Origin of the sequence: Rhodanobacter terrae (assembly GCF_042657005.1) — a bacterium.
GTDB lineage: Bacteria > Pseudomonadota > Gammaproteobacteria > Xanthomonadales > Rhodanobacteraceae > Rhodanobacter > Rhodanobacter terrae.
In genome coordinates this window covers 1240-18043 of the sequence record NZ_JBHSNG010000026.1, presented here as the reverse complement: position 1 = coordinate 18043, position 16804 = coordinate 1240, and the positions used below count along the sequence as shown (strand labels likewise).

Here is a 16804-nt window from a genome sequence, read left to right as displayed (position 1 = left end):
GCTGACGGCCTCCGATGCCAACGGCGATCCGATCACGCTCACCGTGCGCAACCTGCCGGCCGGCGCCAGCTTCGATGCCCGCACCGGCAAGCTGACCTGGATGCCCGGCTACGATCAGGCCGGCACCTACAACGGCGTCACCATCGTCGCCAGCGACGGCGTGGCCACGGTCACCGAGCAGTTCAATATCACCGTCACGCAGGGCTACGCCCAGCCTGTCTTGCTGCCGGTCGCCACGCAGACCCTGCGCGAAGGCGACGCCTTCGGCCTGCAACTCGGCGGCTCCATGCCGGGCGGCCTCAAACAGGCCGACGGCACCAGCATCAAGCTCAGCTACGCGGCGGCGTGGCTGCCGGGTGGCGCCAGCCTCGATGCGGACACCGGCTGGTTCAGCTGGACGCCGGGTTACAACCAGCACGGCAACTACGCTGTGCCGGTCGTACTCACGGCCACCTATACCCCGGCCGACGGCAGCGATCCGGTCACGACATCGGTCACCCGGACAGTGAACCTCAGCGTGCTGAATGCCAATGGCGCGCCCCAGTTCGACACCAACCTGGGCGACGCCTGGAACCTCCTCGAAGGCCAGTCGCTGGCGATCAGCGTGTTCGCCTTCGACCCGGATAATCCGACGTATGCACCCAAGATCCGTCTTGCGCCCGGAGCCACTCCGGTGTCGCCCGACGGCAGCGACACACCCGCCACGGTCACGTACCAGGTGCTCGGCCTGCCGGCCGGCGCCGTGTTCGATCCCGACACCTTGCAGATCGACTGGACGCCGGGCTACGCCCAGGCCGGCACCTACCACGTCACCGTCATCGCGACCGACGATGGCGACGGCACCGGCACGCCGGCGACCAGCCAGGTCGTCATCCCGATCGTGGTCGCCAACACCAACCGCGCACCGCAGATCGGCGACATCAGCAACGCCGTGGTCGACAAGGGCGCGACCCTCGACATCCCCGTCAGCGTCAGCGACATCGACGGCAACCCGATCACCCTGACGTTCTCCGGCCTGCCCCGCTTTGCGACCTACACCCAAGATCCGTCCAGCGGCAACGGCTTGGTCACGGGCGTCATCCACTTCGCGCCGGGCGACAACGATCGCGGCGACTACGCTATTACCGTCACCGCGAACGACAACGGCGACGGCAACGTCAATCAGATCCTGTCGCAGTCCAAGAGCTTCGTGCTTACCGCGCGTAGCACCAGCGAACCGCCGGTCATCGCCGTGCCTACCCAGGTGGTGGCCGTGGTGGGCCAGGCCTTCAGCCTGCCGATCAACGTCACCGACGCCGACCAGGATGCGTTGCACTACAGCATCGACGGCCTGCCGATCAACGCCACGCTGACTCCGCTGGCCACCTACGGCCAGGCCCTGCTGAGCTGGACACCGACCGCCGACGACATCGGCAATCACGACCTGGTGCTGACCGTCAGCGACAGCGGCCTGCCGCCGCAGAATCAAGGCTATACCAACCCTGCCGACCCGGTACCGAACGTGGTGACGCGCACGATCCGCGTCGTCGTGCGTGCCAGCGACACCGCCCCGGTCGTACTCGGCCTGCAGGCCAATGGCACGGCCCTCACCGACAGCGGCAGCAGCGATGCGATCACCGTGAACGGCATCGAGGGCGTGCCGTTCAAGCTCGACGTGTTCGCCAACGACGCCGAAAGCGATGTCATCAGCTGGACCACCAGCGGCCTGCCCGCCGGCATGACGCTCAGCGTTCCCGCCGCCGGCAACGGCAATCAGGCGACCCTGGCCTGGACGCCCAACCTGTTCGCCGCCCAGGCCGACAACGTCGGCGGCAGCTCGCCCGGCACCTACCGCTTCACTGTGACCGGCAGCGACGGCAGCGCCAGCTTCACACGCACGTTCGAACTGCATGTCGCCAACGTCAACCAGGCGCCGGTGATCCTGCCGATGCCGCTGCAGCTGGTGAACGAGGGCAACACACTCGGCTTCACGATGCAGGCGGTCGATCCCGATGGCACCCCCGTCCAGACCAGCCTGGTCTATGACGCCAACACGCCGGCCGGGGTGAGCTACGACGCCAACACCGGTTACTTCGAGTGGACCCCGGGCTACAACGTGGTCGACAACGCGACCGACGGCAGCCGCGATTTCACCTTCACCTTCCGCGGCACCGACGGCCAGGCAGTCGTGACGCAAACCGTCAACGTGCGCGTGTTCGATGTCGACCGCGCGCCGACCCTGGCAGTCAGCCAGCATGCCGTGACGGTGGGCAGCACGTTGACCCTGCCGGTCCAGTTCGGCGGTAACGCCAACAGCCACGGCATCGTGGTCAACGATCCCGATGGCACGACCCAGACGCAAGCCTTGAGCGTCAGCTTCAGCGGATTGCCGGAAGGCGCCGTCTATAACGCCCAGACCCAGTCGCTGAGCTGGACGCCGGGACCGGCCCAGGTCGGCGACTTCGCCATCACCGCCATCGTCAGCGACGGCATCAAGACCACCACGCGCACCTTTACCGTGCGCTCGGTCGCGGACGCGGCAAGCAACGCACCGGACATCCTGGTCGATCTGCTGCCAAGCACGCCCGCCCTGCCCGGACAGAGCGTCACCGCCACGGTGCGCGCCAGCGCGTTCAGTGCAATGGCCGGCATCACGGTCGAAGTCAGTTCCGATGACGGCGCCACCTGGAACACGGTCGCACTCGACAGTGTGGGACGCCTCAAGCTGGTGCCCACGGCACCAGGCCTGATCCAGATCCGCGTGACGGCCACCGACAGCGACGGCTTCAGCGCGAGCAAGATCAGTACGATCCGCGTCAAGGACCCGGCCGACACCCAGGCGCCGCAACTCGGCTGGGCCGGTGCGCTGCAAAACGCCACCGTCGCCACATCACCCGTCGAAGTCGACAGCGTGACCTCGCTTGTCGCCACCATCGGCGAACAGCAGTTGATGGGCTACACCCTGGCCATCGCTCCGATCAGTGGCGGCGCGTCGCAGATGCTGTCCCAGCAGAGTTTCGATGCCGCAACGCTCGATCAGGCAACGACCACACTCGTCAGCCTCGATCCGACCGCCTTCGCCAACGGGGTGTATCAGGTGCGCCTCACCGCCACCGACCTCGCCGGCCGCAGCAGCGAGATCGATGCCCGGATCGTCATCGACACCACGCAGAAATCCTACGCGCAAACACAAGTCACCGATGCGGTCTACACGCTGGGCGGTCACGACTTCGCCCTGACACGGTCACTCGATACGAACGCCAACGCCGACTTCGGCAACTGGCGCATCGCCGGTCTCGATACCTACTTGACCACCGACCAGGGGACCAACACGGCCAGCGGCGCGATCGCGCCGTGGACGGTCGGCGCCCGCGTCTGGCTGCAGATGCCGGCCAGCCTCGGTACGCCGGATGCCGCCACGCAGTTCCTGCGTTTCACCCTGGGCACGACCACCGAGACGCTGGGCGCACCCGGCGCACCCTCGGTCGATCATCCGACCTTTGCCAGCGATGCCGGCTGGACGCTGACCGCCCATAGCGGCGACAGCGACGATGCCACCGAAGCACTCACACGCCAGGGCAACCACCTCTACGACGCCAGCACCGGCCTGCCCTGGGTACCGACCCGCTACACTTTGACCGACCCCGATGGCACCCGCTACGACCTCGACGCGCAAGGCAAGGTCACCGCCGTCCACTATGCCGACGGCACGCAGTGGCTGGTCTCCGACGCCGGCATCACGCTGGTCGGCGGCGACAGCACGGCGCGCATCAGCTGGGTTCGCGATGCGCACGGCCGCATCGTCAGCAGTGTCGGCCCGCAGGCGAACGGCACCGCCGCGATCGCCTATCAGTACGACGCCGCCAACCGCCTTGTGCTGGTGCGCACCCTCGACAGCAGCGACTACGGCACGCCGTACGGCTACGACGACACCGGAAAACCGTTCAGCGACGTCATCACCGCCAACCTGGGCGCCGCCGTCAACTGGATCGGCGGGGCGAGCACAGCCAACAGCTGGTCCGACAGCCTCGTCGCCGGCCAGACCACGACCCTCGCCTTCACGCTGCGCGACAGCGAACTGGCCTCCACCGTCAAGGTTCCAGGCGCCCAGGGCGCGGTCATCATCGCGATCCAGAGCCGGTTCAGCGACGCGCAGAGTGCGCTCACCGTCACCGGCGGCACCGTCGTCGGCACCACCTTGCACGACGGCGTGCTCACAACCCTGGTGCGCATGACCGAGGCCGGCCTCAAGCTGCTGCGCCTCACCGGCACCGGCACCGCGACCGTCAACGTCAGCATCGCCGGCGACCTCAACCACGACGGCGTCGTCGACGGCGCCGACAGCGCCGCGTTCGAGCAGGATGCCGCTGCCTCGAACCTCGCTGCCGACCTCAACGGCGATGGGCTGGTCAACGCCACCGACCGCCAGATCCTCTACGCCAACTACGGCTGGAAGACCAACCTGCCGCCAGTCGCCAGCACCACGGCCCCGACCGTACTCACCCACACCGACCTCGGTGTCAGCGTCTCGCTCGCCAGCCTCGCCACGGACAACGAAGGCGACGCCACCTATTGGCGCATCGTCGGCGCCACGCATGGCACCGCCAAGCTCGGCAGCGATGGCAAGTCGCTGGTGTTCACGCCGGACGCGGGCTACTCGGGCGCGGCCACCATTACGGTGCAGGCCGATGATGGTTATGCTGCCGGTGCGCCAATTACCCTTACCGTTAACGTCAGCGCCGCCAAGCTCACCGCCATCCACATCCAGCCGCTCCCCGACCTTGCTCCCGGCCAGGTCGTGCCGGTCACGGCGACGGTGGATTTCGAAGACCAGGCGGGCGTCGACGTCAGCTCAGACCCAGGCTACCTGCACGTTGCCCTCGCCGATCTCTCAGGCATGGGGCCGGTAAGTACCGCCCCAATCGGCATCGACGATGCCCGCGACATCCTCACCTCCACTGGCCCCGGGGCCGCACTGATCACGGTCAGCCATACCGATGAGAGCGGCCACCTGGTGCAAGCGGTACAAGCGATCAACGTCGCGCCGGCCAATGATGCTGGGTACGGGAACGGGGCTGCTCTCGAGCTGTCTATCGTCCAGCCGGACGTCTATCCCAACACCTTGTCATTGCCCGTGGACGGCACCCGCCAGCTGGATGTGCATGCCACCGATCCTGATAGCGGTGCGGTGATCGACATCAGCCAACCGAACCCCGATGCGACCAGCGGCACACGCTATATCTCCAGTGACGACAGCATCGCCAGTGTCAGCGCTACGGGGCTGATCACCGCGCACGGCGAGGGCCTGGTGACGATTTCGGTGGTGTACCTGCGCAGCGAACTGGACACCGACGGTAGCGTCATCATGCAGACCATCGCCCAGGGCGACGTCGTCCTCCACGTGGATGCCGCTCAGGTCACCGATGACGACCCGGCCACTGCGGCACCAGCCAAAGTCGAGGTGTCTGCGGCACAAGGCGGTGTCGTCAGCGATACCACCGGCGAAACCGTCATGGTCGGCGCCGGGGTGCTGGCCCATGACACCCCGGTCGTCATCCGCCGCATCGACCTGGCAAATCTCGCTGCCGTGACCGGCATGACGGCACCGGCGCCCGGTGTACTTGAGGCCCTCGGCGCATTCCATCTGGACGTCGGCGACAACGAGACGGGCTATCCACTGCAGGCCGCTATTCCGACGCAGGCGGGCGCGGCGCAGCCGGGTGATGAAGTCCTGTTCCTGCGCAAGGGTACGGTGATGATGCCCGACGGCAGCGACCAGCCCACGTGGTGGCTGGTCGACAACGGGCACGTGGGTGCCGATGGCATCGCGCGCACGGCCAGCCCGCCGTTTGGTGGACTGGCTGCATCCGGCGACTATGTGGTAGTCCGTGCGCTGCCGGGGGTGATCTCGGGCAATGTGGCGCTGGACATCGGCGTGGGCGATTGGGTCATGTTCACGGGCCTGGGCATCACGCTTGGCGGCGGTGTAGGTGGCGCGATCGTTGGCGATGCGATGGCCAGCATCCTGGCGACGCAGGCCTCGGGCCTCTCCCTGGGCGGCTACCATTTCGGGATCCCGCGCTTCGCAAACATCCCGACGCCCCAAGTGCAGCCCGGCGATACCGTCGACGTGGATGTCACCGCGGCCCTGCCCCCCATCGTGACGCCAGATGGTCTGGTTACCGTCCCTAATCTCACCGGCGCGAGCTACGACGTGAACAGCCACCAGCTGACGTTCCAAGCCGAAGGGATGAGCCCATCTGCATTCCCGGGCAAAGTCAGTTTGCAGGTGATCATCAACGGGTCCCCCACCGACGTGATGACCGTACCGGCCGGCACTACGAGCTTCAGCGTTGACCTCGGCACCAGTCTCAAGGATACCGCCGGCCAAAACATTCCCGACCTTGCTGACACTGCTATTGGCAACCTGCGCTGGCGATTGGTACGCGAGATATCCACGCAAACGGGGACCAGCTCGGGCGGGCGCTCCAACAGCGTCCCCAAGGAATACGCCGGCGCCACTGTTAGCGTCCAATCCAAGACGGGGATAGCAGCAATAGTCAATCGCACCAGTGTTGACTTTGTGCGCGAAGGAGAAATCGTTGCCAACACCAGCCTGGTCGATCAACTGAGTGAGTCGACGCTGGACAGCTATGTGTATGGCACCAAGGTCCAGCCGATCGCCTTCTCCAGCGATATGAGTCGTGCTTACGTCGGCGGCAGAGGCAAGGTCTATGTGATTGACCTCGTCACCTTCCGTCGACTGGACGACATCGTCATCCCAGGCGGAGCCGACGCCGACGTCACCAGTTTGGCCACTTCAGGCAATCATCTGTTTATTGGCGAGGGCAGCGACTACGGCGCAGGCGCGGGCCATTACCAGCTTCTGGTGATGGACACCAACCCCGGTGACCCCACCTACAACAAGCTGATCGCGGTCCAGGTGGCTGGTCTGGATGCCTCCCCGCACGGCATCTCCGGTATGGCCGCCGCGCCCGACGGCAGTGCGCTGGTCATTGGCGTACCCGTGGCATTCAAGGGCTTCAGCGCAACGCCGAACGCGCCGCGCGGCAACGTACTGGTGCTGGATCTGAAGAGTCTTAACTTCGCCACCGGCGTCCTTAAAAGTCCGGCTACGCCAGTCGCGCTGCCCGACGACGGCCTTAGCGGCAAGTCCCCACAGACCATCACGGCGACCGACGATCCCAACCACTTCCTGGTTTCCAATATCGCCGACTACAACCGCGGCTTGTCCACGCTGACGCTGACCCGCGGACAGGATGGCCACATCACGAAGGCGACCATGGCCGCCATCGACTTGTCACAACCCGCAAGCGCCATCACAGGTGATCGTCTGGATATCCAGCGTGCCCAGAGCGCCGTGCTGGTCACCGTCGATGGCGTTCAATACGCCATCGTCTCGGACGACAACTACAATTTCGAGGATCCGTATTGGAAGGCGATGTTCGAGGCACCGGACTTCCTTTACCCGCCGTTTGGGCCACCTATCCCGTTCGGCGGCAGCGCCAGCGCACGTCATGTGAACGTGGGCGGCAAGCTCGGCATCGTCAAGGATCCCTTCGGCAGCAACCCGGAGTACCTGGGCGCAACCGTACCGTTGGATGGCTACGGCATTGTCGACCTGAGCCTGTCACAGGACGGCCAAGTGCTGCTTGGCCAGTTCCAGGGCATGTTCAGTACGACGGATCAATCGCATACACAGCCAAACCAGAACGTCGCCTGGAACGTCGCTGAACTGATCAAGGCGGCGATTAATCCCCAACGCCAGGATGAGCGCCTGTCGCAACACATCGTGCTGCCGGATGACGCGCTCCAACAGATCAAGACTCCCAGCCACCAGGACAATAATCTGGGGGCACCGGTGGGGACGGCCACGGAACCCAACCAGATCCGCGTGCAGGCGGTCGGCAACATGGGCGACGTCATTGGCGTCGACCTGCGCGAACTTGCCGCAAGAACACTCTTGCTCAAGGAAGGAAAGATTACCCAGGCCGTCTACGACACGCCTTGGCTCAAACTGTCGGATCAAGACCACAACGCCATCAAGACTCGTATGGACGAGTTGACTGACTTCAGCTTGCCGCCCGGGGAGGTCGAACAACTGGCTGCGAACGCCGGCTTGAAGCTCGTGACCAAGGCCGGGGATCCAAGTGCGCCGCTCTCGATGGCCTTTGACCAGACCACTGGCGACCCGTCGCTATTCACGGCAGATGACGGCTTCGCGCATTCCGGCATCCTCTACTTCGTACCCAACATCACGGCCGAAGATGAAAAGGCGCTGCGAGCAGGCCAAACCCTGACCGACAAGGTGCTGACGGGGCTCGCCTTCACGTACAAGGACAAGGGTACGTTGCGTCCCGACGCAATTCAGACAGGCAATGCCACCGTCATCGCCAAAGACTACGCCACCTCGCCCAATCTCTTCTTCGGCGATCGCCCGCTGGATGATCCGGGCTATAGCAAATTCGAGCTTTCGAATATCAGTAACGTGGGGAATGACGGCCCTACCAATCCGACCGATGCCCAAACACTCGATGTTTGGAAGGTGGAGCAGCGGCTGCGCTACCTTGGCTTTGGCCCGTCCACCATCCATGGCCAGGAAACCAACGAGATCAAGGTCGACGGCAAGCTCAGCCAGGGTGAAATCGATGACCTGCGGCAGTTCAACGAAATTGTTCTAGGGGAAACCGACTATTCGGATGGCAGCTCGAGCACCAAGGTAGGGAAGAAGACCATTACCTTCCCCAAGCTGAACTTCAATCTGACTGCCAACGATGTTGAGTGGCTCAATGCATACAACGCGCCGCACTGGATGACGATCCAACCCGACACCATCGACGCGAGCGGCAAGGTCATAAAGGCCGGCGATTCGAAACTCAACGACTGGGTTCTGGATCCGCGGTACAAGGGCGCCACTATGGGCACCAGTTGGGTCTACGACATGATGCTGGCCAGCCAGGCGAACAACAAGACGACGGCTGGCAAGTTCAAGGACACACTGTGGTATGCGGGCACCAACAGCCTTGGCAATCGCCTGAACCTTGGCATCAATACCAATTACGTTTCGGCTGGAAACCAGAAGTCCATTGATGGCAATGAGTGGCTTTATGGAATGGTATCGCCGACGAGTATTGATCTGCAGTCAGGCGCGTTCGGCCCCCAAAACGCATATGGTGGAACCACTGCTGATGGGAATGCTGCCCTCGGCTCCCTGGCAAGGCTCAAGTACGATGCTGAACAATACAACACGCTCAAGGGGCAAACGAACGAGACATGGGACGTGAACATCGCTGCGCAATTCGCGGATCTATTGCAGGATCCTGTTCGCGGTGGAAGCCAGAGCGCTAACAATGAAGGTGACGTGCTGAAGGACTTCATGACCGTCTACGGAGCGTCTCAGCATCCTAATGAACCGACTGCAGGCCTGATCGACGCAAGCAACATAATCATGGGTGGGCCTAATGCGGACGGGACATTCCTTCAAAACTGGGTGAAACAATTCGAGGGGAGCGAACAAGGATATGTTTTAAATAAATCGCTTCGCGCGGCGCAAATACAAAGTCTTCTCAGTACTTCGTCTCTTGATGGTGCGCGGGTAAGTGAGGATCTGCTGATCGCCATCGGCGTGTCACCGACAATAGCGAACGATTGGGTCGACGTGTTGAATGACGTCATGGCACGGGCGGATATCAATACCCCTGATCGTGTCGCCACGTTCCTAGCCAACATCATGCAGGAAACTGCACAACTGACCAAGCTAACCGAGATAGGCGGCGATGCCTATTGGAGACGGACATACGACGGACGTCTTGGAAATAGGTCGGGGACAGATGATTACAAGAATTTTCGTGGTCGTGGCTTGCTACACCTTACGGGGCGGAACAACTATGAAATCGCCACCGTCGGGTACGAGTGGCGCAATGGTCATTCAGCTCCCAATACGAGCCTGAACCAATGGCTCGGTACCCAGGAGGCGGCGACGCTTGTCAGCGTCACCAAGGCGGCAAACGGAAATCAATTGACCGTCACCGGGACCACGCATCCCGGATGGTCTGTGTTCTTGGAGTTTCCAGCGGATGGATCGCATCCAGCGCAGTACATGGATCCGGTGGTGGCAGATGGTTCAGGGAATTTCACCGTCACCTGGGCAGGGGATGGTCGAAACGCCCCGACTCAGAACCTGATCACGGCGATCGCGGTTAAGTACGACTTGGTGACGCACCCGGAACTGCTATCGGACCTATCAACGGTGACAGGAAAGACACTGGCGGCCGAATCGGGCGCGTGGTTTTGGCGATTCTCCTCTGTGTCGGGATCCGTCAGCAAGAATACGTGGGACGGGAACAACCGATCCGACAACCTCGGGTTCGATGGCGCCTGGAGCAAGATCAATAGCGCAGAGGCTAGAAATCTTCCGAGTCAGCACACAGATCGCTCGAATTACTATATTGAGAGTCATCTACTGCTGGAGAACGGAAATTTTTACGGCAATATTCGCGACACCTTGGGTTTGTTTGGGTTGAGCACAAGGTCTGCGGTGGGCTACAACACACAGATCGGTTTCAATATAAAGACACCTCAATTGAAGGAAATTGGTGGAGGTACTGAGCATGACCTTCTTGCATCTACCGCGGACGTAAGTACAGACACCCAGTCCACGGGCTACAACAACAGCGATAATAAGGAGTTGAACACAATGTTCGCGACGCCTCCTGTAAATATCCAAACTGCACCAGCTACCGCAGCAACCAGTGTCAGCCATGCCACCAGTACAGTCGACAAGACTACGATACTGGGTGTTTGTCGCTTTGTAACGGACGCCTCCGCAAGAGGAGGACAATTTCCCGGCTACCCAATGAGTGTGTCGGGCTATTTGATTGGTGCTGTCCCACAGAAATTCCAGGGGGACTTCAGGGAGACAACCTGGGGAGGTGGCTGGATTTACAACACGAAAATTCAAGTTCTTGAGGAACCGCAACACGGTGAACTGGAACGCTCAGCGCATAACCCTGGTGATCTTGTCTACTACCCGGCGAACGGATATATCGGCAAGGATCGCGTTGTGGTGCTGGCGACGAACACACTGCCCGATGGAAGCCCTGTTAGCGCGAAGCTGATATTTTTTCTAAATGTCATACCAATTAAGAAGATCCCAATTGGTGGCGGCGGGCAATATGTCCAATCCAATACGCACTATTGCCCGACTGGAAAGGAGACTTGGACGATTTCCACCGCACCTAGCGGAAAGGCTAGCAATTACTCACAGCCTCAAGGGTCGTTGCAATTCGCATCTCCCAGCTTAAACGTCGTCTATGGGGATTTGCCTGGATTTGCGGTGGGCGAGGAAGAATCTTTCGGAGGGTCGGTGTCAATTACCCTGGACACCAACGCCGCCGGTTACGGCTGGTTCGTGGGTTCGACGCCAGCCGACAACACCGAATTCCTGCCCACATCTAATCCCAACGAATGGGTGGCCAAGGTTGGCAGCCCCGCTTACGGCAAGATGGATCTGTACACCGTGCTGCTTCACGAGTACGGCCATGCGCTGGGGCTGGACCACAGTCCGGATGGCCATGACTTCATGGCCGCGACTCTGCAACCGGGCGTGCGGCACGTGCTGTCCGAGGCCGACCTTGCGGCGATTGCCCAACTGGCCGGCCTGCCGGCGCCCGATCCGGGCCCGCCGCTACCGGGACTGCCTTACGACTTGTCGCTGATGGCGCTGATGCTCCGTCGCAAGCAGGCCGGGGACGGCACGTTGGCGGAGGCGGGATCGAACAACACGCTGGGTACGCTTGCGCCGCATTACGACGTGGTGACCAATCCGACCCTCACCAACGGCGACTTCAACGGCACGACCGGCTGGACAACGTCCGGCGATGTAACCGTGGCCAATGGTTCAGCCTTGCTCAGTGAATCGAACGACAGCCAGACTCGTATCAACCAGGTCTTCACCGTCGGCGCCAATGACCGCTTCCTGCGCTTCACCGTGTCCGGCATCAACTTGCAGAACCCCGGCAACGGTCCCCAGGATGCCTTCGAAGTCGCCCTGCTCGACGCCAGCACCGGCCAGTCGCTGGAAGCGCCGATCGCGCTGTCGAACACCGATGATTTCCTCAACTTGCAGGGCGATGGCTCGTCGTTCCTGTCGTCGGGCGTCACTTCGTTTGCCAACGCCGACGGCAGCCGTACCTACCTCGTCGATCTGCGCGGGATCGCCGCGGGCACGGCGGTCAACCTGTCGTTCGACCTGATCGGTTTTGGTGCGACGGGCAGCCAGGTCACCGTGCGTGATCTGCATGTAGGCCTGCCAGAAACTTTCGACGATGTGGTCTCCAGCGCTGAAGACACGCCAGTCGCCATCGCCGCGCTGGCCAACGATGTAGCGGCCAATCAACCGGGCTTCGTGCCAGTCGTGGTCAATGGCCCCGCCCACGGCCAGGTCACAGTCAACGCCGACGGCACCTTCGGCTACACCCCCGACAAGGACTACAACGGCACCGACAGCTTTACCTACAAGCTCAGCGATGGGCAGCTCGATTCCAACGTCTCCACCGTCAGCCTCACCATCACCCCGGTCAATGATCCGCCCGTCGCCGGCGACGTGGTGCAGAACACGCTCGAAGACGCGCCGCTGGTCATCGACCTGCTGGCCCACGCCTACGACGTGGACAGCCCCACGCTGACCCCACGGATCGTGGATGGCCCGGCTCACGGACAGGTCACAACCAACGCCGATGGCGCCTATACCTATACGCCGGACGCGAATTTCAACGGCACCGACAGCTTCAGCTACCTGGTCAACGACGGCGAGCTGGATTCCAACCTGGCCACGGTGCAGATCGGCATCACCTCAGTGAACGATGCCCCGACCGGCACCAGCACCACCGTCACCACGCTGGAAGACACGCCCTACGTCTTCCAGCTCAGCGACTTCGGCTTCAAGGATGCCATCGATACGCCGGCCAATCAGTTCGCGGCCGTAGTCCTGGGTAATCTGCCGCAGGCGGGTAGCCTGACCCTCAATGGCCAGATGGTCGCGAGCGGCCAGCGCATCACGGTGGCCGACATCACCGCCGGACTGCTGCAGTTCGCCCCAGCCGCCAACGCCAACGGTGCGGACTACGCCCAGTTCACATTCCAAGTACAGGATGACGGTGGCACCACCAACGGTGGCGTCGATACCGATCCGACCGCCAGGACGCTGACCCTGGATGTCACCTCGGTCAACGATGCGCCCACCGGCACCAGCACTACCGTGAGAACGCTGGAAGATACGCCGTACGTCTTCAACGTCGGCGACTTCGGTTTCAGTGATGCTAGCGATACGCCGGCCAACGCCTTTGCTGCGGTGATCCTGGGTGACTTGCCGCAGGCAGGCAACCTGACCCTCGACGGCCACGCTGTGGCGAGCGGCCAGCGCATCACGGTGGCCGATATCACCGCTGGCCTGCTGCAGTTCGCTCCGGGCGCCAACGCCAACGGTGCAGGCTACTCCCAGTTCACTTTCGCCGTGCAGGACGATGGCGGCACCGCCAACGGCGGTGTCGATACCGACGTAACTGCCAGGACGCTGACGCTCGATGTCACCTCGGTCAACGATGCTCCGACCGGCACCAGCACCACCGTCACCACGCTGGAGGACACGCCGTATATCTTCAACGTTGGCGACTTCGGCTTCAGTGATGCCAGCGATGTGCCGGCCAACGCCTTCGCTGCGGTGATTCTGGGTGACCTGCCGCAGGCAGGCAGTCTCACATTGAACGGTCAGGCAGTCGTGAGCGGCCAGCGCATTACCGTGGCCGATATCGTGACTGGCTTGCTGCAGTTCACCCCAGCCGCCAATGCGAACGGTGACGGCTATGCCCGCTTCACCTTCGAGGTACAGGACGACGGCGGCACGGCCAATGGTGGCGTCGATCGCGACGTCGTTGCGAAAACGATGACCTTGAATGTCACATCGGTGAACGACGCACCGAGCGGCACCAGCGCAACCGTCACCACGCTGGAAGACACCCCGTACGTCTTCAACACCCGCGACTTCGGCTTCAGTGATGCCAGCGACACGCCGGCCAACGATTTTGCGGCACTGATTCTGGGTGATCTGCCGCAGGCAGGCAGTCTCACGCTGAACGGTCAGGCAGTCGTGGTCGGCCAGCGCATTACGGTGGCCGACGTCGCCGCCGGGCTGCTGCAGTTCGCCCCGGCACCCAACGCCAACGGCGACAACTACGCCCGCTTCACCTTCCAGGTGCAGGACGACGGCGGCACGGCCCATGGTGGTGTGGATACCGACCCGACCGCCAGGACGCTCACGCTGAACGTCACCCCAGTCAACGATCCGCCGGTAGCCGCATCCGCTGAGGTCAGCGGCCTAGAAGACACCGCATACGTCTTTGGCTGGAAGGATTTCCCGGTCAGCGATATCGACAGCACGGCGCTGTCGATCATCCTTGCCACCCTGCCGGAAGATGGACAGTTGCAGAGCTTCGATGGCAGCACATGGAGCGCCGCGACGGTCAGCCAGCAGTTCTCACAGGGCGACATCGATGCGGGCAAGCTGCGTTTCGTGCCTGCCGCCAATGCCTCCGGCTTCAGCGGCTTTGCCACCCCCGGCACGGGCAACCTGAAGCAGCACTACGCCCGCTTCGACTACCAGGCGTTCGACGGCGAGCTCAGCAGCGATGCGGCCAGCCTGTTCGTCGACATCACCCCGGTGGCCGATGCGCCCACGCTCGCGTTGACCGATGTCCCGGGTGAGCAGCACGAGGTGTTCCGTACCGACTGGGAAAGTGTCGACAATCGCAGCCCTACCTCCACCTTGGTGCACAGCACGACGCTGGAAGGCTGGACCGACATCACCCAGCCCGATCCGAGCCGAGGCGGCTGGAACGGCTTCGAGGTATGGTCCGACGGCGATCGCATGGTCGGTCCCAAGGGTCCGCCGCAGGAGGTGCATGCGGCTACCGATGGCGGCCGGAACTGGATCGAGCTCAACGATGCGCAAGGAGAAGGCCACCAGACACTGGGTATCGAGCGCAGCGTCAACACCGTGGCCGGTGCCACCTACACGCTCAGCCTGGATTACGCCGGCCGCCCGGGCTACAACGCGGATTACACCGCCATCGGCATCTACGTCGACGGCGTGTTGCTGGCCAGCTACGCCAACACCAGCCCGGCCGATGCGCTGAACTGGCAGGCACTGCAGTACAGCTTCACAGGCACCGGTGGCGCGCAGAGCATCCGCATCGTCACCTTGGCGACCCAGCGCGATGCCAACGGCCGCGGCGCGATGATTGACAATATCGCGCTCAGCGAAACCCTGCCCAGCAACACCGGGCTGGAGGACACGGCCATTCCGCTCTCGCAGGTGCAGGCGGCGCTGACCGATACCGACGGCTCCGAGGTCCTGGCCGTGGCGATCAACGCCCTGCCCGTCGGCGCCACCTTGAGTGATGGCATGCACCGCTTCACGGCAACGGCGGACGCCACGCAGGCCGACATCACCGACTGGAACCTGGCCACACTGACCTTGCTGCCGCCGGCCAATTTCTTCGGCCAGATCGACCTGGGCGTCGAAGCCACCGCCACCGAAAGCGCCAACGGCAGCACCGCCCACACCACGGCCACGCTGTCGATCACGGTGCTGCCGGTCAACGACGCCCCGGTTGCCCATGACGACAGCGTCACCGTGCGTACGCTCAAGACAGTGGTGATCGACGTGCTGGCCAACGACACCGACGTCGACAGCCCCTCCCTGACCAGCGTGCTGGTTGACGGCCCCGATCACGGTTGGCTCACGCACAATAGCGACGGCACCTTCAGCTACACCGCCGCCTGGGGTTATGTCGGCACGGACAGCTTCACCTACCGTGCCAACGACGGCCAGCTCGACTCGGCATTGGCCACGGTGACGATCACCGTCACCGCCAATCACCCACCGATTGCTACGGACGATGCGGTCACCACGGCCGAGGACACCCCGGTGAAGATTGACGTGCTGGCCAACGACACCGATGCCGACGGCGATGCATTGAAGGCTTATGTGGTGGATGGCCCGGAGCACGGCCGCCTGTGCCGCAACGACGACGGCAGCTGGACCTACCTGGCCGATGCCAACTGGTCGGGCACCGACACGTTCACCTACCGCGCCTACGACGACCTGGATGGCTCCAGTCTGGCCAAAGTCATGATCACGGTGACCCCTGTCAACGATGCACCGACCGCGCGGGATGCAACCTTGCACGTTGATCGAAACGGCAATGTGCGAATCGACTTTGACGATCTGGTCGCCGATGTCGACGGCGATGCCCTGACCCTGTCACTCACCGACCCGGCCCATGGCACGCTCAGCCGCAACGACGACGGCAGCTATACCTATCGCCCAACCGCCGGCTATACGGGCACCGATGGGTTCACCTATGCGGTGAGTGATGGCCAGCTCAGCAGTACGGCTACTATTACCCTCGACGTCGGTCACCACCATGACGACGACGATGATGACAACGATGGCTGCGGCTACCAAGCGACCGTGGTGGTGCAGTCGGGGCCGCAGGTCTTTGACAGGGGCAATACAGGTTACGGCTACATCGTGGTGAACCGCAGTGGCAACTCGTCCAGGCCGAACACGGATGACCAGCAAGCGCCCTCGCCGGAACTTGACTGGAGTGCCCAGGCGGAGACCAGTGACCATGGCGCTGGTCATACTGGCGGCGACTGGTGGAGCAATCTGTTCGACGAACCGCTGGTCAGCCTGGATGATCTAGTTAGGCAATCCGGGTTGATCGTCAAGAAGATGCATTGA

Annotated in this window: 1 protein-coding gene (cut by a window edge); it reads left to right on the top strand. The window is 62.9% G+C overall.

Translation table 11 applies throughout. The annotated features are described in order from the left end of the window. On the top strand, window positions 1-16804 hold the 3' portion of the coding sequence (locus ACFPPB_RS17315) for a tandem-95 repeat protein (protein WP_377329381.1). It extends 23003 nt beyond the left edge of the window; only the last 16804 of its 39807 coding nucleotides appear in the window; its start codon lies beyond the left edge, outside the window; the stop codon is at window positions 16802-16804.